Below are 20,512 nucleotides of genomic sequence, written 5' to 3'. Positions count from 1 at the left end.
ACGTCCGGTGGGGGTCACGGGGCGTAGTTCATGACGTGGTCGTGGAGGAGCTGCGGGGCCCGCGGGTCCTCGCGGCGGAACGCCTCGATCAGCTCGGCGTGCTCGGCCGACTTGGAGTAGATCTCCGTGTGGTGCAGGCGGAGGGACAGGGTCGTCCACAGCTCGATGCCGAGGCCCTCCCAGACCGACACCAGCAGCCGGTTCCCGGCCGACTCGACGATCTCGCGGTGGAAGGCGATGCTGAGCCGCATCTGCTCGTGCAGGTCACCGCCCCCGGCGGCCTCACCGAGCCGGCGGTTGTGCTCCTCCAGCGCGTCCAGGCAGCCGGCGAGGCGGGGCAGCGCCAGCTCCACCGCGGTCCGCTCCAGCCCGGCGCGGACCGGGAAGATCTCCGCGAGGTCCCGCTCGGTGAAGTCGCGGACGCGGGCGCCCCGGTTCGGCAGCGTCTCGATCAGCCGCTGCGCCTCCAGCTGGCGCAGCGCCTCCCGGACGGGCCCCTGGCTCACACCCAGCTCGCTCGCGATGCGCCGCTCGACGATGCGCTCGCCCGGCTCCCACCGCCCCGAGCTGATGCCCTCGACGATGAACTCGCGGATCTGGTCGGCGAGTCCGGTGCGGAGGAGCTGGGCGGGGATCGGCGCGTTCACGAGATGACATGGTAGACGGCGCGTCGTTAAGTGCGCCGTTGCGGGCCCCCCGGCACGGCGCCCTTTGCCACGTCCACCGCCGCGGGAGGAGGTAAGTGACCCTTGACAGACGGCGAGGTAGAATCGGATATGATCGATCATAGATCAATGATGATCGGGAGCGTCGTGGCGATCCTACGGCGCTGCCCCGGACAGAGGGAAGATCGCCGATGGCTGAGACCGTCCAGGCCGCTCCGGCGCGGAGCCGGAGCGCGCGCGGCACCAAGGCTCCCCGCCCGAAGAGCGCCGCGGCATCGCCGAAGGCGCCCGACGCCGGCACCCTCGTCGGCTACTACCGGCAGATGCTGCTGATCAGGCGGTTCGAGGAGCGGGCGGCCCGTGCCTACACCGAGGCCAAGATCGGCGGCTACTGCCACCTGAACCTCGGCGAGGAGGCGACGGTCGTCGGGCTGATGGCCGCGCTGCGGCCCACCGACTATCTGTTCACCAACTATCGCGAGCATGGTTACGCCCTCGCGAAGGGCATCGGCGCGGACCGCGTCATGGCCGAGCTGTACGGGCGCTCGACCGGCGTCTCCAAGGGCTGGGGCGGGTCGATGCACCTGTTCGACGCCGAGGCGCGGCTGCTCGGCGGGTACGGGATCGTCGGCGGCCAGGTGCCGCTCGCGGCCGGCGCCGCGCTCGCCGTGTCCTACAAGGGCGGCGACGAGGTCGTCATGTGCCACATGGGCGACGGGACGACCGCCATCGGCGCGTTCCACGAGTCGCTGAACATCGCCGGCCTCTGGGACCTCCCGGTCGTCTTCGTCGTGATCAACAACGGCCTCGGCATGGGCACCACCGTGGAGAACAGCTCCGCCGAGCCCGAGCTGTACCGGCGCGGCGCCGCGTACCGGATGGAGAGCGCCCGGGTGGACGGCACCGACGTCGTCGCGGTGCGGGACGCCGCGCGCACCGCCGTCGAGCGCGCCCGGTCGCAGAGCAAGCCGTACCTGCTGGAGACCGTCAGCCCCCGGCTGAAGGGCCACTCGGTCGTCGACCCGGCCCGCTACCGGTCCAAGGAGGAGAAGGAGGCGCTGAAGGCCGCCGACCCGCTGGCCCGGATGGCGCTGGAGCTGGAGGAGGCCGGGATCCTCTCCCACGACGACCGCGACACGCTGGACGCCGAGGTGACGGCCGAGGTCGACGCCGCCGCCGCGTTCGCCGACGACAGCCCGGCCCCCGAGGTCTCCACGCTGTTCGACTACACCTACGCCACCCCGGTCCCGGGCGAGCTGCGCCGGCTCCCCGCCGACCCCGTCTTCGGTTCCTGAGAGGCACCCCCATGGCAACCGCGACCTACCGCCAGGCCCTCCGGGACACGCTCCGCGCCGAGATGCTCCGCGACGAGAACGTCTTCCTGATGGGCGAGGAGATCGGGCTCTTCGAGGGCTCGTACAAGATCACCGAGGGGCTGCTGAAGGAGTTCGGCCCCCGCCGCGTCAAGGACACCCCGATCGCCGAGGAGGGCTTCGTCGGCGCCGCGATCGGCGCCGCCATGCTCGGCCTGCGCCCCGTCGTGGAGATCATGACGATCAACTTCTCGCTGCTGGCGCTGGACCAGATCGTCAACCACGCCGCGAAGATCTACGGGATGTTCGGCGGGCAGGCCAGCGTGCCGATGGTGATCCGCACGCCGGGCGGCGGCGGGCAGCAGCTCGGCGCCACCCACTCGCAGAACGTGGAGCTGTTCTACTCGTTCATCCCGGGGCTGAAGGTCGTCGCGCCGAGCACGCCCGCCGAGGCGTCCGCGATGTTGAAGGCCGCGATCCGGGACGACGACCCGGTGCTGTTCCTGGAGAACCTCGCGCTCTACAACACCAAGGGCGAGCTGCCCGCCGCGGTCGAGGACATCGAGCCCGCCGAGATCGGCCGCGCCGCCGTCACCCGTCCCGGCACCGACATCACGATCATCGGCTACTCGCGGATGGCACGGGTCGCCGCGGACGTCGCCGAGACCCTCGCCGCGGAGGGGATCTCCGCCGAGGTCGTCGACCTGCGCAGCCTGCGCCCGCTCGACCGGCGGACCATCGTGGACTCGGTCCGCAGGACCGGCTCCGCCGTGGTGGCCGAGGACGACTGGCTCACCTACGGCATCGGCGCCGAGATCGCCGCGACCATCCAGGAGGGCGCGTTCGACTGGCTGGACGCCCCGGTCCGCCGGGTCGCGATGGCCGAGGTGCCGCTCCCCTACGCCAAGTCCCTGGAGACGGCGGCGCTGCCGTCCGCCGACTCCCTGCTCACCGCCGTCCGCGCCACGCTCCGCGCGACCGGCCGTCAGATCCTGGAGCCGACCTCATGACCGAGATCCTCATGCCCCGCCTCTCCGACACGATGGAGGAGGGCGTCATCAGTTCCTGGCAGAAGCAGCCGGGGGACGAGGTCGCGGTCGGCGACGTCATAGTCGACATCGAGACCGACAAGGCCGTCATGGAGTACGAGGCGTACGAGGCCGGCGTGCTCGAGAAGATCCTGGTGAAGGAGGGCGACTCGGCCGCGATCGGCGCCCCCATCGCGGTGATCGCCCCCGTCGGCGGCGCCAAGCCCGCCGCCGCTTCTGCACCGGCCGCCGAACCGGCCGCCGAGGCGGAACCGGAGCCCGCGCCCGCCGCCGAACCCGAGCCCGCCGCGGCTCCCGCGGCACCCGCGCCGGCGCCGCGGCCTCCGGGCGCGTCGCGTCCGCCGTCGTCGCCGCTGGCGCGCCGGCTGGCCCGCGACCACGGCATCGACCTGGCGACGCTGACCGGATCCGGACCGGGCGGGCGCATCGTCCGCGCCGACATCGAGGCCGCGATCCGCACCGGAGCCCCGGCTCCGGCTCCCGCCGCTCCGGCGCCGGCTGTACAGGCCCCGCCGGTCCAGGGCAGGGCCGACGACCCGGACGTCGAGGCCGTCCCGCTGAACCGGTTCCGGAAGGTGGCGGCCAAGCGGCTCGGCCAGAGCAAGCGCGAGGCGCCGCACTTCTACCTGAACCGCGAGGTGGACGCCGAAGCCCTGCTGGCGTTCCGCGCCACCCTGAACGAGGCGCTCGCCCCGGCGAAGGTCAGCGTGAACGACCTGGTCGTGAAGGCGGCGGCGACCGCGCTGCGCGAGCACCCGGCGGTGAACGTCTCCTACACCGAGGAGAACCTGCTCTTCCACAAGCGGATCCACGTGGGCGTGGCGGTGGCGGTCGAGGACGGCCTGGTCGTCCCGGTCGTCAGGGACGCCGACCGCAAGAGCGTCTCGGAGATCGGCCGGGAGGCCCGCGAGCTGGCCGGGAAGGCCCGCGAGGGCAAGCTGTCCGCGCAGGAGATGAGCGGCGGGACGTTCAGCGTCAGCAACCTCGGCATGTTCGGCGTCGACTCGTTCTCCGCGGTGATCAACCCGCCGGAGGCGGCGATCCTCGCCGTCGGCGCGGTCCGGGACGAGCCGGTGGTCCGCGACGGCCAGGTCGTGCCGGGCAAGCGCATGGCGGTGACCCTGTCGGTCGACCACCGCGCCACGGACGGCGCGACCGCCGCGAAGTTCCTCGCCCGCCTCGCCGAGCTGCTCCAGAACCCGCTGCTCATCGTGGCCTGACGACCAGAGCATCACCCGTCCCCGCCGGTGGTCGGCCGGCGGGGACGCAGATCGCCGGTCCCGGGTTCGCCGATGTCCGTATCCGGCCAAAGGGCGGAAGCGACCAATCACTTTCGGGCGGGCGCGCGAAGTATCCGCGGGCAAGGCGAAGAAACCGGTCGATCCGGCGTCGCGGCACCGAAGCCCAGCGCCACGGAACGGCGCCGCCGCGGCGGGCACCCGGAGACCGGCGAGGGTTCCACGATGCCGACACTCCATCCAGCCGGGGCACGGTCCAGAACGCGGGTCGCCGCGTTGGTCGCCGCCGGGGGCCTGCTGGTCGCGGGCGGGTTCGCCGGGCTCGCGCCGAAGCAGGGCACCGCGTCCAGCCACCGCGAGGCGCCGCTCATCTCCGGGCAGCCGCAGTACGACAACACCGACGTCTACGCGTTCGTCAGTCCGGACAAGCCGGACACCACCACGCTGATCGCGAACTTCATCCCGTTCGAGGACCCGGCGGGCGGGCCCAACTTCTACAAGTTCGCGCGGGACGCCCGCTACGAGCTGAACGTCGACAACGACGGCGACTCCCTGCCCGACCTCACCTACCGGTTCCGCTTCCACGACCGGCTGAAGAACGCGAACACCTTCCTCTACAACACCGGGCCGGTGACGAGCCTGGACGACCCCGACCTCAACTTCACGCAGACCTACGACCTGACCGTGATCCGGCGGGTGGGCGGCCAGGTGCACAGCACCCGCACGCTCGTCTCGGGAGCGCCGGTCGCACCGTCCAACGTGGGCAAGGCGTCGATGCCGGACTACGCGAAGCTGCGCGCCCAGGCCACCCGGCAGCTCGGCGACGGCGTGACGTCGTTCGCCGGGCAGGCCGACGACTCGTTCTTCCTCGACCTGCGGGTGTTCGACCTGCTGTACGGGGCCAACCTGAAGGAGGTCGGCAACGACACCCTGAGCGGCTACAACGTCAACACGGTGGCGCTGCAGATCCCGACGCGGCACCTCGTCAAGGGCAAGGACCCGGTGATCGGGGTGCACTCGACGGTGTCGCGGCTGGGCGCGTCCGGCGAGCACACGCAGGTGTCGCGGCTCGGGAGCCCGCTGGTGAACGAGGTGGTCATCCCGCGCGGCAAGAAGGACACGTTCAACGCGTCCGTGCCGTGGTACGACGCGCAGTTCGCCAAGTTCGTCACCGACCCGGAGCTGCCGAAGCTGATCGAGCAGATCTACAAGATCCCGGCGCCGGCCGGCCCGCGCAAGGACCTCGTCCAGGCGTTCCTGACCGGCGTGCCGGGGCTGAACCAGCCGGCGAACGTCCGGCCGGCCGAGCTGCTGCGGCTGAACACCTCGATCAAGCCGACCGCGACGCCGGACCGGCTCGGGGTGCTCGGCGGCGACAAGGCGGGCTTCCCGAACGGGCGGCGGCTCACCGACGACGTCCTCGACATCTCGCTGCAGGCCGTCGAGGGCGAGCTGCTCGGCAAGAAGAACGACCTCGGCGACGCGGTCAACACCAACGACGCCGCGTTCGGCAAGTCGTTCCCGTACGTGGCGCAGCCCCACTCGGGGTCGGACGTGCGCGGCCCGAAGAAGACCGGGGCGAAGGCGTCCGGCACGGTGAAGAAGGACGGCGAGACCGTGACCCTGCTCAACGCGGGCGCGACCGACAGCACCGCCGGGTCGGACGACGACGGCGGGATGATCCCGCTGCTGCCCACCGCGGCGCTGGCGGGCGCGGGCGCGTTCCTGCTGACCGGCGGGCTGCTGTGGTGGCGGCGCCGGCTTCCCGGGATGGGACGGTAAGCGAGCCGATGCGTCCCCTTCTCACCGGGGCCTCGGTGGCCGGGCTCGTCGCGGCGCTCACGCTCGGATCGGCGGTCGCGTTCGGCCGCCCGTCCGAGCGGCCCGCCGCGGCGGCCCCCGCCGGGGCCCCGGCCTCCGGAATCGCCGGCCTGCAGGAACGCGTGCGCGAGCAGCCGCATGACGCCGCGGCATGGGCGGCGCTCGGGATCGCGTACGTGGAGCAGGCCCGGCTCACCGCCGACCCGGCCTACTACCCGAAGGCGGACGAGGTGCTGCGCCGCTCGCTGCGGGAGGCGCCCGGCAACGACGGCGCGCTGGCCGGGCTCGGCGCCCTCGCGGCGGCGCGGCACGACTTCCACGGGGCGCTGCGGTACGCGGACCAGGCGCTCAAGGCGAACCCGCACGGGCAGAAGTCCGCGGCCGTCCGGGTGGACGCGCTGGTCGAGCTCGGCCGCTACGACGGCGCGCTGGCCGCGGCCCGCCGCGCGGACACCGTCCGGCCCGGCGTGCCGATCTTCACGCGGCTCGCGTACGTGCGGGAGCTGCGCGGGGAGGTGCGGGAGGCGCGGCGCGTCCTCGGGCTGGCGCGCTCGTCGGCGACCGACCCCGGCGACCTCGCCTACATCGCGACACAGCTCGGCGAGCTGGCCTGGAACGACGGCGACCTCGGCCGGGCGGGACGCGAATACGCCGAGGCCCTCCGCCTCTCCCCCGGCTACCTGCCCGCCCTGGACGGCCAGGCCCGTGTCAAGGCCGCGCGGGGCGACACGGCCGGCGCGCTCGCCGAGCGGGCCGAGATCGTCCGCCGGCTGCCGCTGCCGCAGTACCTGACCGAGTACGGGGAGCTGCTGGAGGCCTCCGGCCGCCCGGACGAGGCGAAGCGGCAGTACGCCGTCGCCACGGCGTGGGCGCGGATCGCCGAGGCCAACGGGGTCGACGCCGACCTGGAGACCGCGCTGTCCGAGAGCGACCACGGCGACCCGAAGGCGGCGCTGCGGGCGGCGAGGGCCGAGTACGAGCGCCGCTGCCCGGACCCCGGCGTCCGGCAGTGCAGCGTGCACGCGGCGGACGCGCTGGCCTGGGCCCTGCACGTCAACGGGCGGGACGAGGAGGCCCTCCGCTACGCCCGGCAGGCGACGGCGACCGGGTACCGCCGCGCGCAGTTCCGCTACCACCTCGGCGCCATCGAGAAGGCGCTCGGGAAGCGCGCCGACGCCCGCCGCGACCTGGCCGATGCGCTGCGCGGCAACCCGCGGTTCTCGCCGCTGTGGGCGCCCCGCGCCAAGGCCGCTCTGGAAGACCTGGGAGGGACCCCGTGATCGGTTCACTGCTGGCGGCCGGGCTGATCGCCGCGCATCCGCTGGGGAACTTCACCGTCAACCACTACGACGGGCTGGTCGCCGCCCCGCACGAGCTGCGGATCGACCACGTGGAGGACCACGCCGAGATCCCCGCCGCGCAGGCGATGCCGGCGATCGACACCGACCATGACGGGCGCCCGTCGGGCGGCGAGCTGTCGGCCTGGGCGCGCGGCGCCTGCGGGCGGGCGGCGTCGTCGCTGCGCATCGCGGTGGACGGGCGCGCGGTCACCGCGTCCGTCGCGTCCGCGACCGCCTCCGCGCCGCGCGGCCAGGCGGGACTGCCGACGCTGCGGCTCGAATGCCGGCTCACCGCGCCCGCCGGGCCGGGGAAGATCACCTTCCGCGGCGGCGGCGCGGACGGCCGGATCGGCTGGCGGGAGATCACCGCGCGCGGCGACCGGATGACGCCGGCGGCGTCCGACGTGCCGGAGGCGTCCCGCAGCCGGCGCCTCACCGCCTACCCGGACGGCATGCTCAGCTCGCCGCTCGACCAGCGGTCGGCGACCCTGGACGTGCGGGCGGGCGGGCCGCCGCTCGCCGCCCCGGCGTCCGGCGGCGGCGCCGAGCGGCTGCTGCCCCGCGGCACGGACGGGCTCACCCAGCGGTTCACGTCCCTGGTCGCCCGGCACGACCTCACGCCCGGCTTCGCCGCGCTCGCGTTCCTCATCGCGCTGGTGCTCGGCGCCCTGCACGCGCTCGCCCCCGGCCACGGCAAGACGATCATGGCGGCGCACGCCATCGGGACGGGGCGGCGGCGGACCCGGGACGTCCTCACCCTCGGTCTGACGGTCACGCTCACCCACACGGCCGGGGTGCTCGCGCTCGGCCTGCTCGTGACGACCGGGACGCTCCTCGCGCCCGAGACCCTGTTCCCCTGGCTCGGCGCGGCCGGCGGGGTCCTCGTGACGGCCGCCGGGGCGCTGCTGCTGCGCCGCGCGCTGCGCAACCGCCGCCACGCCCACGGGCATGGGCACGGCCACGGACATGGCCACGGGCATGGGCATGGGCATGGGCACGGCCACGGGCACGCGTCTTCGCGGCGGGGCGGGGTCGTGCTGATGGGACTGGCGGGCGGCATGGTCCCGAGCCCGTCCGCCGTGGTGGTGCTGGTCGGCGGGGCGGCGATCGGCCGGGCCTGGTTCGGGGTCGTCCTCGTCCTGGCGTACGGGCTCGGCCTGGCCGCCGCCCTGGTGTCGGTCGGGCTGCTCGTCCTCGGCTCCGGGCGCGCCCTGGCGCGGCGCATTCCGGCCATGCGGCCGCGGCTCCCAACCGGAATGATGCCGATAGGAACGTCCGCGACGGTCGTCGTCCTCGGGCTGGGGCTGACGTTGCGCAGCCTGGTGCCGTGATGTTCGATCCGAGGCGGCCCCGGATGCGTAGTGCCGGACGGACGGCCTACCGAGGGGAGCGCCGCATGCCGCCTGAGACGAGACCGCCGGACGACGGGACGGTGGCCGGGCACGACGTGGACGCGCTGCTGGGCCGGACGGCCCGCGGCGACGAGCGCGCGTTCGAGCTGCTGTACGACGTGGTGGCGGCTCCCGTGTACGGCCTGGTGCGGCGGGTGATCCGCGATCCGGCGATGGCGGAGGAGGTGACGCAGGAAGTGATGATCGAGGTGTGGCGGTCCGCGACCCGGTACGACCCCGGCCGCGGCGGCGCCATGGCGTGGATCATGACGATCGCGCACCGCCGGGCCGTGGACCGGGTGCGGCGCGAGCAGGCCGCGGGCGACCGCGAGGCGCGGGCCGGCCACCCCGCCGAACACCCCGCCGCCCACCACGGGGCGGGCACCGCGCACGACCCGGTGGGCGAGCGGGTCGAGGCGCGGCTGGAGCACGAGCGGGTGCGGCGCTGCCTCGGCACGCTGACGCACCTGCAGCGCGAGTCGGTGACGCTCGCCTACTACGGCGGGCACTCCTACCGCGAGGTCGCCGAGCTGGTCGGGGCCCCGCCGAACACGGTGCGGACCCGGATGCGCGACGGCATCATCCGCCTGCGCGACTGCCTGGGGGTGGAACGATGACGGCGTACGACCTGCACGCCCTCGCCGGCGCGTACGCGCTAGACGCGATCGACGACGCGGAGGAGCGGCGGCTGTTCGAGTCGCATCTCGCCGGGTGCGAGACCTGCGAGACCGAGCTGCGCGAGTTCCGGGCGACGACGGCCCGGCTGGGAATGGCGGTCGCCGAGGCGCCCCCGCCGCGGCTGCGCGCCCAGGTCATGGCCGACATCCGCAACGTCCGGCAGCTGCCGCCCGCCCCGGCGCGCCGGGAGGCCGCCGTGCGGCCGCTCCGGCCGCGGCGATGGCGCCGCGCGGCCGCCGCCGGGCTCGCCGCCGCGGCGTGCCTGGTGACGGCGGCGTCGGTCGGGGTGGCGATCAACGAGCGGCAGAAGGTGGAGCGGTCGGAGGCCGCCTACCGGGACGTGGCGTCCGTGCTGTCGGCGCCCGACGCGCGGTCGGCTACGGGCCGGGCCGCGGGCGGCGGGACGGTGACGATCGTGGCGTCCGCGTCGCGCGGCCGGGTGGTCGTGGCGTCCTCGGGGCTGCGGACGCTGCCGTCCTCGCAGGCGTACCAGCTGTGGCTGATCGACGCGGCCGGTCCCCGCTCGGCGGGCCTGCTCCCGGGCGACCGGAGCCGTCCGGTCGTCGCCGGGACGTGGCGCCCGTCGGACAAGCTGGGCGTCACCGTCGAACCGGCCGGCGGCTCCGCGCAGCCGACCACGACACCGCTCGTCCTGCTCAGCGCCACCTGACCACTTGTCGTCCTTCTGACGATATGTGATCATTGCGGGCATGTCGGTGAACGTCCCGCTGGGTCCGCTGCTCGATCCCGCCTTCCATCTCGGGGATGTCCCCACCACGTGGGCGGAGCTGCTCGGCTTCGCGACCGGCGCGGTCAACGTGTGGCTCGTCGTCCGGCAGAACATCCTGAACTGGCCGATCGGCATCGCCAACGTGATCCTGCTCGGGCTGGTGTTCCTGGACGGCGGCCTCTACGCCGACTCCGGGCTGCAGGTCGTCTACGTCGCGCTGCAGCTGTACGGGTGGTGGGTGTGGCTGTACGGCGGGGACGGCCGCGACCGGCTCCAGGTGCGGCGCACGCGGCGGGGCGAGTGGGCGGCCCTCGTCGCGGCGGGCGCGGCGGGCACCGCGTTCCTGACCTGGGCGCTGTCGGCGTGGACGGACTCGACCGTGCCGTTCTGGGACGCCCTGACCACGGCCATCTCCCTCATGGCCGTCTACGGGCAGTCGCGGAAGCTGCTGGAGTCGTGGTGGCTCTGGATCACCGCCGACCTCGTCTACATCCCGCTGTACTTCTACAAGGACCTCAAGCTCACGAGCGCCCTCTACGTCATCTTCCTGACCCTGTGCGTGTTCGGGCTGCTCGCCTGGCGGCGCGACCTGCGCTCCCAGGCCGCGAGCCCGGCGGCAGTACCCGCATGAAGGACGCGGCCCGCATGAGGTACGCGCACGGCCTCGTCATCGGCAAGTTCTATCCGCCGCACGCCGGCCATCGGCACCTGGTCGACACGGCCGCGGCGGCCTGCGCGCGGGTGAGCGTGGTGGTCGCGGCGTCGACCGTGGAGAGCATCCCGCTCGCGCTGCGGACGGCCTGGCTGCGGGAGGCCCACCCGCAGCCGCACGTGGAGGTCTTCCCGGTGGTGGACGACGCCGAGATCGACTACGGCTCGGACGAGCTCTGGTCGACGCACGTCATGGCGTTCCGGGCGGGACTCGCGATGCGGTCGGGTCTCGGCGTGTCCGTCCCGCCGGTGGACGCGGTGTTCAGCTCGGAGGAGTACGGGCCGGAGCTGGCGGAGCGGTTCTCCGCCGTCCATGTCGCGGTCGACCCGCCGCGCGGCCGCTTCCCGGTCAGCGGCACGGCCGTCCGGGACGATCCCGTGGGGAACTGGGAGTTCCTCGCGCCGCCCGTCCGGGCGTACCTGGCGCGCCGGGTCGTGGTGGTGGGCGCCGAGTCGACGGGGACGACGACGCTGGCCCGCGCCCTCGCGGCCCACTACGCGGAGCGGGGCGGCGTCTGGGCCGCGACCCGGTGGGCGCCGGAGTACGGCCGGACGTACACCGAGGAGAAGCTGGCCGCCGCGCGCCGGGAGTCGGGCGATCCGTCGCTGTGGCTGGACGACCTCCTGTGGGAGTCGGCCGAGTTCACCCGGATCGCCGAGCGCCACGCGGCCCTGGAGGACGCGGCGGCCCGGTCGGGTTCACCGCTGCTGGTCTGCGACACGGACGCGTTCGCCACGGCCCTCTGGCACGAGCGGTATCTCGGCGCTCCGGCCCCCGAGGTCGAGGCCGTTCACTCGCGCGTCCGGCACGACCTGTGGATCCTGACCGATCCGGAGGGCGTCCCGTTCGAGCAGGACGGCTGGCGGGACGGCGAGTCGATCAGACTGTGGATGTCGGGACGCTTCACCGACGAGCTCAAGAGGCGGGGCCTGCCGCACCTCACCGTGACCGGCCCCCACGACCACCGCCTGGCCACCGCGGTGGAGGCGACCGACGCCCTGCTGGCCAGGGGATGGGCTTTCAACACTCCTCTGTAAGCCCGGCCCCTGGCCGCTCGGTCACCCGAGCCACACCAGCCGCGTGATGCGGAACTCCTGGATATCGGCGAGCACCAGGTAGTCGAAGAACACTGAGGCGCCATCGACCACCATGCTGTACGCGACACCAGCGTCGTCCTGCGGCTCACCCGGCGGACGATCTCCCGAGCTGATCGCCGTTCCGGCTGCGAACGCGAAGTCGCAGAAAAACTTGATCATGCAGTTCTTCAGCGAAGTCGGCATGCACTCGATGGCATCGGACGCCTCTGGAACGCAGAAGACCGTCCAACCACTTCTGCCCGCGGTCACGTGGCGTTGGCCTCCGGAAACCACCGGCGCCTGAGGTCCTCCAGGGAAACCAATTCGCTCCTGTCAGCGCACATCGCCCGGCGCCGACGCTCCTCGCGGTAAGGGTCCTGAGCCAGATGGGCCTCGGCCCACCAGCTGTCGAGAACCTCCTTGTAGTCCTCCTCCTCCTTGGCGGCCATGACCTCTTCGAGGAAACGCTCCCGCTTCTCCTCGGGCAGCCAGTCGCTGATCCCCCCGATCGTCCTCGGGACCCGGTGGACCCGGCCCGGAGGCGGCAGGGGCGGTTCGAGTGGTTCTGCGCTCATGTCTCTCCCGTCCGTCTTGTTCGGTCCCCGCTCACCCGTACACCGGGACCCTACAGCGCCCCACCGACAGGACGGAGCGTCATTTCGCGGAACGCAGCGTATTGATCTCTGCCCGCGTCAGAGGAGACAAAAGCGTCTTGTAGGTATAAGTGCGATCCGGACGGGTCTGGTATTCGGGCCGGACCGGGTTGGGCGTGTCGCCCACTCCGGTGACCGAGTGGTCGATATGGAGGGTGTTCCAGCCTGGGTTCCGTACGCGGGCGAAGGGGTAGAGCGCGCGGTCGAGGTCGTCGTACGGCGTGACGCTCGCCTCGATGGTTCCGTCCAGCCCGGCGGCCAGCAGACCGGAGCGGCCGTCGGTCAGCATCGTCCAGCGGACGTCGTCGTGGTTGCCGTAGTCCTGGGGCCGGTAGTACGAGACGTACTGCTCGTCGACCGTGGACGACCACACCCCCATGGGCGTGCCGTCCTTGCGGTCGTTGTAGTTGCCGACGGGGCCGCGCCCGTACCAGGCGAACCGCTTGTACCGGTCGGGCACCTTGAGCGTGTAGCCGACGCGGGCCAGGTAGGGCAGGCTTCTGACCTGGCCTTGCGGGACGACCTGATGCGTCAGTTCGATCCGTCCGGCGCCGTCGACGGCATAGGTGGCGGTCTGGTCGAACCAGGCGTCGGGATGGTCGGGCGCGGCCGTCCTCGCGGCGATCTCGACCGTCACGCGCTCGCCGCCGGTGACGGTGACGCCGGTCGGTGTGGTGGCGAGCCGGTCGAGGCCGAGCCCGCGCCAGTCCTCGCCCTCGGCGCGCCCCCAGGTGTAGGTCTCGTTGCTGATCGGGGGACGCCACACGTCGAGTTCCGGTCCGGTGCGGAGCAGTTCCCGCCCGCCGGCGCGCATGGACGTCATCGTGCCCTTGGCCTTGTCGAAGACGTACCGGAAACCCTTGCCGGTGACGATGATTTCCTTTCCGTTGTCTTCGCTCTTCACTTCGCCGGTGGCTTTCTTCTTTATTCCGGGGACCTCCGTGCCGCCCACCGAGAATTGGCCGAATCCTGTCGCGCGGCCATTCTCCACGGGCTCCACCGTCAGCCACCGTTCGGCATTCGACGGATTGGTGGGAGGCGCGGGGATTTCCACTTCGCTTGAGCCACCAGGCGGCAGTTTCACCGACGACCTGCCCGAGGAGAGCGTCCGGGCGCCCTCGGTGTACCGCCAGCGCATCTGGACGGGGCTCGTGGCGAAGACCCGCTCGCTGGAGACGGACACCGTCCCGTCACCGGCCCGGGTCACGCGGAACGGCGACTGCACCCACGTCAGCTGGGCCGTCTCCGGCTGGACGTACCGGTCGGAGCCGACGAGCCCGTCATCCCCGGACAGGCTCTCGCCGCTCGACAGGAACGAGCCCCTGGTGTCGAAGCGGTCGAAGTCCAGGGCGAGGATGGCGTCCTTCTTCGGGTCGGCGCCCGACCCCAGCTCGTCCGCCGTGAGCGCGCGGCCGTAGATGCGGACCTCGTCGATCGTGCCGTGCGCCATCCGCCCCCGGTAGCCGTCCTGCATGGTCTCGGAGTTGCGGGCGATGTTGACGTCCCCGGACGACCGGTCGATCTTCCCTGTGAACGGCACGGACGCTGCCTCGCGGCCGTCGACGTACAGCCGGATCGCCGTCCCGTCGTAGGTCCCGGTGACCCGGTGCCACGTGTCGTACCAGTTCGCCGGGACGGGCGCCCGGACCGTCCGCCACGTGCCGCTGTGGACGAAGAACTCCAGCGTGTTCTCGTTCGACATCTTCAGCGCGTACGAGTGGTCGCCCTTCCCCATGATGGTGAAGTCGCCCGTCCACGGCCGGGCGGGCTTCACCCACGAGTCCAGCGTGACGGACGTGCCGGTGAGGTCGAAGCGGCGGTCGCGGTAGACCTCGACGAAGTCGTCCAGGCCCGAGAAGTAGAGGGCCTTGCCGCGGTGGCCGTCCACGGTCTTCGGCAGGCCCTGCAGCCAGGCCCGGATGCCGTTGCCGGAACCGTCGGGCGTGGTGATGAGCGGGTGCCGCGGATTGCCCTCGGCCCAGTCCCAGATGAACCCGCCCTGCGTCTGCGGATGCCGGCGGATCACCTCCCAGAACTCGCGGAAGTTGCCGAGGCTGTTGCCCATCGCGTGGGCGTACTCGCCCATGATGATCGGCTTCGTGGTGGCGGCGGACTGCGCCTCCAGGCGCGCGGGCGTCGGGTAGCGCGGCCCCCACACGTCCGCGAACGGCGCGTCGCCGTCCGGGCTGTTCGACTGGTGGTACAGCGGGCGGGGCGGGTCGGTGGCGCGCGCGTGGTCCGCCATCTTGTAGTGGGCGGCGCCGAGCCCCGCCTCGTTCCCGGTGTCCCACATGAGGACGCTCGGGTGGTTCTTGTCGCGCGCAAGCATAGCCTTGAACCGGTCGAGGAACGGCTTCTGCCACTCGGGGCGGTCGGCGAGGCAGTCCTGGTCCCCGGTCCGGCCGCAGTCCTCCCAGTTGTGGGTCTCGATGTCGACCTCGTCGTCGACCCACAGGCCGCGCCGGTCGGCCAGCTCGTACAGGTAGGGGTCGGACGGGTAGTGCGCGGTCCGGACGGCGTTGAGGTTGAACCGCTTCATCAACGCCACGTCCGACTCCATGCGGGCGCGGGTCTGGTGCCGTCCGGTGTCGGGATCGGTCTCGGGCCGGTTCACGCCCTTGATGAGGATGCGCTTCCCGTTGACGAGGACCTGCCGGTCCTTCACCTCGATCTCGCGGAAGCCGAGGGTCTCGGCCGTTGTGTGGACGACGCGGCCCCGCGCGTCGGCGAGTTCGAGGACGAGCGTGTACACGTTCGGCGTCTCGTCCGTCCATTTCGACGGGTTCGTCACCGGTGCGGTCAGCCGCACGGACGTCCCGTCGCCCGTGACGGACGTCCTGCCGGAGAAGCGCTGCACCGTCCGGCCTTCGGGATCGACCAGGGTGGCGCGGACGGTGTGCTCGCCCTGGGGACCGCCCCGGCTGCCCACGACGAGGCCGACGTTCAGCGTGGCGTTGCGGTAGGCGCCGTCCAGGTCGGTGGTGATGGTGGCGTCACGCAGGTACGTCTTCGGCGTGGAGTACGCCCACACGGAACGGAAAATGCCGCTGTACCGCCACTGGTCGACGTCCTCCATGTAGGAGCCGGAGCTCCAGCGGTGCACCTGGACGGCGACCGTGTTGGCGCCCTTGTGCACGAGGTCGGTGACGTCGAACTCGGCGGGCGTGTAGCCGCCCTGGTCGTAGCCGGCGTACCTGCCGTTCACCCACACGAAGTACGCGCTGACGACGCCTTCGAAGCGGAGGAACGTCCGGCGTCCGTCCCAGTTCCCCGGCACGTTCAGCGTCTTGACGTACGCGCCGGTCGGGTTGATGTCGCGGGGCGTCTTCGGCGGGTCGTCCGGCCACACCTCGGTCGGGATGTTGCGGAACATGGGGTGGTCGAGCCGGTCGCTCTGCCACGTGTGCGGTACCTTCACCCTGCGCCAGTCGGACGTGTCGTAGCCCTGCTCGTAGAAACCCGACGGCACCTCGGCGGGACGGTCGGCGAGAGCGAAGCGCCAGTCGCCGTCCAGCGATCTCGTCCAGCGCGAAGCCTTCCCGCCGGCCGCCTGTCGGGCGTCCTCGTAGGGCCGCAGGACGGCGTGCGGGGCCTCCTGCCCCTCCCCCACCATCTCGGGATCGTCCAGGTAGGTGTAGACGTCGGACGGCGGCGCGGATCCGGGCTGGGCGGCGGCGAGGCCCTGGAGCGCCGACACCACGAGCGCCGGCACCGCGAGGCACACCACGAGCATGCGGTACACGTGACGATCATGTCGGCCGCGGGCACGGAGTCGGGGGAACGCGGTCATCGGCGCGGCGCCTCCTCGCGGGCAGGCCCCCTGACGACACCCGTATCTCGATCACCTACGTCTGGGACGCTAGGTGCGTGTCAGGCCGCGGTCAACGCATCGCGTCAGGTGTGGCGTTTCATGACAGCGGGGACGGCCGTGCTTGGCGGTCCTCGCCGAAGACCGCCTCGCCGTCCGGGTCGGGGCGCCGGTCGAGGCGGAAGAGGTCCTCGTCGATCCGGTCCAGGGCGAGCCGGACGGCGCCGAGGGCGACCGACTCGTCCCCGAGCTCGGACGCCTCGATGCGGACGGGGCTCAGGCACAGCGGCCGGACCCGCCGGCGCAGCTCCGCCACGAGCGGGGAGCCGGGCCCGATCAGCGGGCCGCCGACGACGACCATCTCGGGGTCGAGGGCGAGGGCCATCGCCGCGATGCCGCGCGACATGCGTCCGGCGAGCCCCTCCACCACGGCCATCGCCTCGGGGGAACCGCCCAGCGCCGCGTCCAGGACCTCCTCCGCCCGCTGGAAGGCCGGGCCGGGCGGGGTGCCCCGCACCAGCGTCTCGGTGGTGCCCTGCAGGCCCAGCTCGTCCAGGACGCCGATCTCACCGGCGGCGCCCCAGCGACCGCGGTGCAGCCGCCCTCCGATGAGCGCCCCCATGCCGGTGTGCAGGGCCGCGTGGACGCAGACGACGTCGTCGGCGTCGCGGGCGGCGCCGCGCCACCGCTCGGCCATCGCGGCGAGGTTCGCGTCGTTCTCGGCGAGGACCGGGCAGGAGAACGAGCGGCCGAGCTCGCGCGCCAGGTGGACGCCCTCCCAGCCGGGCACGACCGTGCAGGACGTGACCGTCCCGTCGGGGGCGACGACGCCGGGGGTTCCCGCGGCGACCGCCCACAGCGACCGCCGGTCGATCCGCGCGGCGGCCAGGCACGTCCGGACCGCGGCGCGCACCGCCGCGATCCGCTCGCCGGGCGGGGCCTGCGCGTCCAGGACGGCGCTGTGGCCGCCGGCGACGTCGCCGGAGAGGTCGGCGACGAGCAGCCGCACCCGGTGCGCGTCGATGTCGATGCCGAGGGCGTGGCCGGCCTCGGCGCGGAACCGGTAGCGGCGGGCGGGGCGGCCGAGCCCGGCGCCGGGCCGCGGCGCGTCCTCGGTGACGAGGCCGCGGGCGATCAGCCCGCCGAGGACGCCCTCGGTCGTCGGCCGGGACAGCTCGACCCGGCGGGCCAGCTCCGACAGGGTGGCCTCGCCGCCGTCGCGCAGCGCGCGCAGGGTCGCGGCCGAGTTGAGGCGGCGGAGCACCGAGGGGTCGCCCCCGTGGAGAGAGTGTTGCGGCACGGCACCCCTTGACAGCGATCGGCGGACGGACGACATTATTGCCAACCTACTTATGAAAGGTACTTGCGTAATACCGGTGCCGGGCCCGGTGGCGCCCAGAATACCCAGGTCAGGAGAGGTCACTCGATGCACGAGACGGGCCCCGCGATCGCCGTGGCCGGAGCCGGACTGCGCGGCCGCGGCTACGCCGCGCGGATCCGCGCCACCGGCGCCGGCCGGATCGTCGCGGTCGCCGAGCCCGCCCCCGCGCGGCGCGCCCGGTTCGCGGAGGAGCACGGCATCGCGCCGGAGCGCGCGTTCGCCGGCTGGCGGGAGATGGCCGCCGCCGGCCGCGTCGCCGACGGCGTGATCATCGCGACGCAGGACGCCGAGCACGCCGAGCCCGCGATCCGGTTCGCCGGCCTCGGCTGCCACATCCTGCTGGAGAAGCCGATGGCGACGTCCGAGGCCGACGCGCTGCGCATCGTGGAGGCCGTCGAGCGCGCCGGGGTGATGCTCGCCGTCTGCCACGTGCTGCGGTACACCGCGTACACGCGCGCCCTCGCCGGCCTGATCGAGGGCGGCCGGATCGGCGCCCCGATCAGCGTCCAGCACCTCGAACCGGTCGGCTGGTGGCACCACGCCCACTCCTACGTACGCGGGAACTGGCGGCGCGCGGACGAGTCCGGGCCGATGCTGATGACCAAGTCGGTCCACGACGTCGACTGGCTGATCCACGTGATGGGCGAGATCCCGGCGCGAGTGTCCTCGTTCGGGCGGCTGTCGCATTTCCGTCCGGAGAACCGGCCGCCCGGCGCCGCCGCCCGCTGCGTCGACTGCGCGGTCGAGCCGCGCTGCCCCTACTCCGCGACGCGCCTGTACCTGTCGTGCCTGGGCGACCCCGGCCGCGAGGCCTGGCCGCTCGGTGCGGTCACCGACGACCGCACCGAGGAGGGCGTCCTGCGGGCGCTGCGCGAGGGGCCGTACGGGCGCTGCGTCTACGCCTGCGACAACGACGTGGTCGACCACCAGGTGGTGAACATGGAGTTCCCGTCCGGGGCGACGGGCGTGTTCACCATGACCGCGTTCTCCCCGGCCGCCCAGCGCCAGACGCGCGTCTTCGGCACGTCCGGCTGCCTGGAGGGGGACGGCGTGCGCATCTCGGTCCGCGACTTCGTCACCGGGGAGCTGGAGACCGTCGAGCCCGGCGAGGCGTCCCCGGACGGCCGGCACGACCACGCCGACGACGCCCTCGCCGACGCCTTCGCCGCCGCGCTGGCCGGCGGCGACCCGGCCCCGCTCAGCTCCGGCCCCCGGGAGAGCCTCGCCTCGCACCGCGTCGTCTGGGCCGCCGAGCGGGCGCGGCTGGCCGGCACGGTCGTCGACCTCGCCCGCGACCCCACCCCCGCGAAAGGCACGGTGCGCCCATGACGACCAGACCCCTGTGGTGCGGAGCCGCGGCGGCGCTGTCCCTGACCCTCGCCCTGGGCGCCTGCGGCGACTCCGGCGGCTCGGGCGCGCCCGCGAGCAACGACGGCCGCGGCCCGATCACCGTCGCCACCGGCAAGGACCTCACCCAGACCGTCCAGAGGCTCGTCGCCGCGTGGAACGACCGGCACCCCAAGGAGCGGGTCCGGCTCGTGGAGCTGCCCGAGGACGGCGACCAGGCGCGCCAGCAGCTCGTCCAGAACATGCAGATCAAGTCGGACGCCTACGACGTCGTCCGGCTGGACGCGGTGTGGACGGCGGAGTTCGCCGCGCGCCGCTGGGTCCTCCCGCTGCCGGACGGCCTGCTCGACACCTCCTCCTTTGTCCCGGCGGCACTGGAGACCGGCAAGTACCGGGGGAAGCTGTACGCGGCGCCGTGGCTGACCGGCACCGGCGTCCTCTACTACCGGGAAGACCTCCTCTCCAAGGCCGGCATCGAGAACCCGCCGAAGACATGGGCCGACCTGACCGATGACTGCGCCAAGGTGCAGAAGACCCCGGAGGGCAAGGGCATCGGCTGCTACGCGGGCCAGTTCGGCAAGTACGAGGGGCTGACCGTCAACTACTCCGAGGCCGTCCAATCGGCGGGCGGCGAGGTCTTCGACGCGTCGGGCGAGCCGCGGGTGAACACCCCGCAGGCCAAGGCGGGTCTCCAGTTCCTCGTGGACGGCTTCGAGAACGGCACAATCCCCGAGAAGGCCATCACCTACAAGGAGGAAGAGGGCCGCCGCGCCTTCCAGGAAGGCGACCTCCTCTTCCACCGCAACTGGGCCTACGTGTACGCGCTCGCGTCCGAGAAGGACGGCTCGAAGGTCGCCGGCAAGTTCGGCGTCGCCCCCATCCCGGGCAAGGACGGGCTTGGCTCAGGCACCCTCGGCGGCAACAACCTGGCCGTGTCGGCGTTCTCCGAGCACCAGGCGACCGCGCGCGACTTCATCGCCCACATCGTCAGCCCGGAGGTCCAGAACGAATACGGCCGCGCGCAGTCGTTCCCGCTCTCCCTGGCCGCCCTCTACACCCAGCCCGAGATGATCGAGAAGTACCCGTACCTGCCGGTGCTGAAGGAGGGCATGGACAAGGCGAAGCCGCGGCCGGTGGTCGTCCGGTACAACGAGGTCAGCACGGCCATCCAGGAGCACGTCACCGCGGCCGTCACCGGGAAGAAGCCGGTCGCCCAGGCGGCGGAGGATCTCCAGAAGGCGTTGGCGGCGCTGGCCGACTGACCGGCGTCTGTCTGGGGGCATGCGGCTGGGGCCGGGCATGGCAGGCGC

17 protein-coding genes are annotated in these 20,512 nt (G+C 72.9%); 12 read left to right on the top strand and 5 right to left on the bottom strand.

Annotation, left to right across the window (positions count from 1 at the left end; genetic code table 11):
* Positions 1-14 precede the first annotated feature (14 nt).
* Complete coding sequence (locus BM339_RS06720) at positions 15-647, bottom strand: GntR family transcriptional regulator (RefSeq protein ID WP_021598760.1); 633 nt, start codon at positions 645-647, stop codon at positions 15-17.
* Positions 648-856: 209 nt separating this feature from the next.
* Between BM339_RS06720 and pdhA the strand changes: the two genes are divergently transcribed.
* The 10 genes from pdhA (at position 857) to BM339_RS06670 (ending at position 11,974) form a co-directional block, all read left to right on the top strand.
* Complete coding sequence (pdhA, locus tag BM339_RS06715; protein ID WP_075020259.1) at positions 857-1,960, top strand: pyruvate dehydrogenase (acetyl-transferring) E1 component subunit alpha; 1,104 nt, start codon at positions 857-859, stop codon at positions 1,958-1,960.
* 11 nt (positions 1,961-1,971) lie between these two features.
* Complete coding sequence (locus BM339_RS06710) at positions 1,972-2,988, top strand: alpha-ketoacid dehydrogenase subunit beta (RefSeq protein WP_021598758.1); 1,017 nt, start codon at positions 1,972-1,974, stop codon at positions 2,986-2,988.
* Positions 2,985-4,247, top strand: coding sequence for a dihydrolipoamide acetyltransferase family protein (locus BM339_RS06705; protein WP_024935065.1), 1,263 nt, complete (start codon positions 2,985-2,987; stop codon positions 4,245-4,247). The genes BM339_RS06710 and BM339_RS06705 overlap by 4 nt, the downstream gene beginning before the upstream one ends.
* 243 nt (positions 4,248-4,490) lie before the next feature.
* Positions 4,491-6,047, top strand: coding sequence for a DUF4331 domain-containing protein (locus BM339_RS06700; protein ID WP_075020258.1), 1,557 nt, complete (start codon positions 4,491-4,493; stop codon positions 6,045-6,047).
* 8 nt (positions 6,048-6,055) lie between these two features.
* A complete protein-coding gene (locus BM339_RS06695; protein WP_143118307.1) occupies positions 6,056-7,366 on the top strand; it encodes a tetratricopeptide repeat protein in 1,311 nt (436 codons plus the stop codon).
* Positions 7,363-8,757, top strand: coding sequence for a sulfite exporter TauE/SafE family protein (locus BM339_RS06690; protein WP_075020256.1), 1,395 nt, complete (start codon positions 7,363-7,365; stop codon positions 8,755-8,757). The genes BM339_RS06695 and BM339_RS06690 overlap by 4 nt, the downstream gene beginning before the upstream one ends.
* 65 nt (positions 8,758-8,822) lie before the next feature.
* A complete protein-coding gene (gene sigK / locus BM339_RS06685; protein WP_075020255.1) occupies positions 8,823-9,434 on the top strand; it encodes an ECF RNA polymerase sigma factor SigK in 612 nt (203 codons plus the stop codon).
* Positions 9,431-10,165, top strand: a complete 735-nt coding sequence (locus tag BM339_RS06680; RefSeq protein WP_024935060.1) for an anti-sigma factor — start codon at positions 9,431-9,433, stop codon at positions 10,163-10,165. The genes sigK and BM339_RS06680 overlap by 4 nt, the downstream gene beginning before the upstream one ends.
* A gap of 40 nt (positions 10,166-10,205) precedes the next feature.
* Entirely contained in the window at positions 10,206-10,856 is a 651-nt protein-coding gene (pnuC, locus tag BM339_RS06675) for a nicotinamide riboside transporter PnuC (protein ID WP_075020254.1), read from the top strand.
* Between the two features lie 14 nt (positions 10,857-10,870).
* Positions 10,871-11,974, top strand: a complete 1,104-nt coding sequence (locus tag BM339_RS06670; RefSeq protein WP_075020253.1) for an AAA family ATPase — start codon at positions 10,871-10,873, stop codon at positions 11,972-11,974.
* Positions 11,975-11,995: 21 nt separating this feature from the next.
* Here the strand turns inward: BM339_RS06670 and BM339_RS06665 are convergent, their stop codons facing one another.
* From BM339_RS06665 to BM339_RS06650, 4 genes are all read right to left on the bottom strand, one after another.
* Positions 11,996-12,217: a hypothetical protein gene (locus tag BM339_RS06665; RefSeq protein ID WP_143118306.1), complete on the bottom strand. Its 222-nt coding sequence runs from the start codon at positions 12,215-12,217 to the stop codon at positions 11,996-11,998.
* Positions 12,218-12,279: 62 nt separating this feature from the next.
* Positions 12,280-12,588 carry a hypothetical protein gene (locus tag BM339_RS06660; RefSeq protein ID WP_075020251.1) on the bottom strand — a complete coding sequence of 103 codons (309 nt, stop codon included), beginning with the start codon at positions 12,586-12,588 and terminating at the stop codon, positions 12,280-12,282.
* A gap of 79 nt (positions 12,589-12,667) precedes the next feature.
* On the bottom strand, positions 12,668-16,399 hold the full coding sequence (locus BM339_RS06655; RefSeq protein WP_075020581.1) for a glycoside hydrolase family 2: 3,732 nt from the start codon (positions 16,397-16,399) through the stop codon (positions 12,668-12,670).
* Positions 16,400-16,574: 175 nt separating this feature from the next.
* Entirely contained in the window at positions 16,575-17,774 is a 1,200-nt protein-coding gene (locus BM339_RS06650) for an ROK family transcriptional regulator (RefSeq protein WP_218163584.1), read from the bottom strand.
* 126 nt (positions 17,775-17,900) lie between these two features.
* Here BM339_RS06650 and BM339_RS06645 point away from each other — a divergent pair, with 126 nt between their 5' ends.
* Together BM339_RS06645 and BM339_RS06640 are read left to right on the top strand one after the other, a co-directional pair.
* Positions 17,901-19,184 (top strand): Gfo/Idh/MocA family protein, encoded by a 1,284-nt coding sequence (locus BM339_RS06645; protein ID WP_075020249.1) that lies wholly within the window; start codon positions 17,901-17,903, stop codon positions 19,182-19,184.
* Positions 19,181-20,464: an ABC transporter substrate-binding protein gene (locus BM339_RS06640; RefSeq protein ID WP_075020248.1), complete on the top strand. Its 1,284-nt coding sequence runs from the start codon at positions 19,181-19,183 to the stop codon at positions 20,462-20,464. The genes BM339_RS06645 and BM339_RS06640 overlap by 4 nt, the downstream gene beginning before the upstream one ends.
* The last annotated feature ends 48 nt before the right edge of the window (positions 20,465-20,512 follow it).

The organism is Actinomadura madurae (genome assembly GCF_900115095.1).
Taxonomy (GTDB): domain Bacteria; phylum Actinomycetota; class Actinomycetes; order Streptosporangiales; family Streptosporangiaceae; genus Spirillospora; species Spirillospora madurae.
This window is presented reverse-complemented; position numbering and strand designations above follow the sequence as displayed.

Coding starts and splice junctions, on each gene's coding strand:
- pdhA (WP_075020259.1), top strand. CDS start 857: ATGGCTGAGACCGTCCAGGCCGCTCCGGCGCGGAGCCGGAGCGCGCGC.
- BM339_RS06710 (WP_021598758.1), top strand. CDS start 1,972: ATGGCAACCGCGACCTACCGCCAGGCCCTCCGGGACACGCTCCGCGCC.
- BM339_RS06705 (WP_024935065.1), top strand. CDS start 2,985: ATGACCGAGATCCTCATGCCCCGCCTCTCCGACACGATGGAGGAGGGC.
- BM339_RS06700 (WP_075020258.1), top strand. CDS start 4,491: ATGCCGACACTCCATCCAGCCGGGGCACGGTCCAGAACGCGGGTCGCC.
- BM339_RS06695 (WP_143118307.1), top strand. CDS start 6,056: ATGCGTCCCCTTCTCACCGGGGCCTCGGTGGCCGGGCTCGTCGCGGCG.
- sigK (WP_075020255.1), top strand. CDS start 8,823: ATGCCGCCTGAGACGAGACCGCCGGACGACGGGACGGTGGCCGGGCAC.
- BM339_RS06680 (WP_024935060.1), top strand. CDS start 9,431: ATGACGGCGTACGACCTGCACGCCCTCGCCGGCGCGTACGCGCTAGAC.
- pnuC (WP_075020254.1), top strand. CDS start 10,206: ATGTCGGTGAACGTCCCGCTGGGTCCGCTGCTCGATCCCGCCTTCCAT.
- BM339_RS06670 (WP_075020253.1), top strand. CDS start 10,871: ATGAGGTACGCGCACGGCCTCGTCATCGGCAAGTTCTATCCGCCGCAC.
- BM339_RS06665 (WP_143118306.1), bottom strand. CDS start 12,217: ATGCCGACTTCGCTGAAGAACTGCATGATCAAGTTTTTCTGCGACTTC.
- BM339_RS06660 (WP_075020251.1), bottom strand. CDS start 12,588: ATGAGCGCAGAACCACTCGAACCGCCCCTGCCGCCTCCGGGCCGGGTC.
- BM339_RS06655 (WP_075020581.1), bottom strand. CDS start 16,399: ATGCTCGTGGTGTGCCTCGCGGTGCCGGCGCTCGTGGTGTCGGCGCTC.
- BM339_RS06645 (WP_075020249.1), top strand. CDS start 17,901: ATGCACGAGACGGGCCCCGCGATCGCCGTGGCCGGAGCCGGACTGCGC.
- BM339_RS06640 (WP_075020248.1), top strand. CDS start 19,181: ATGACGACCAGACCCCTGTGGTGCGGAGCCGCGGCGGCGCTGTCCCTG.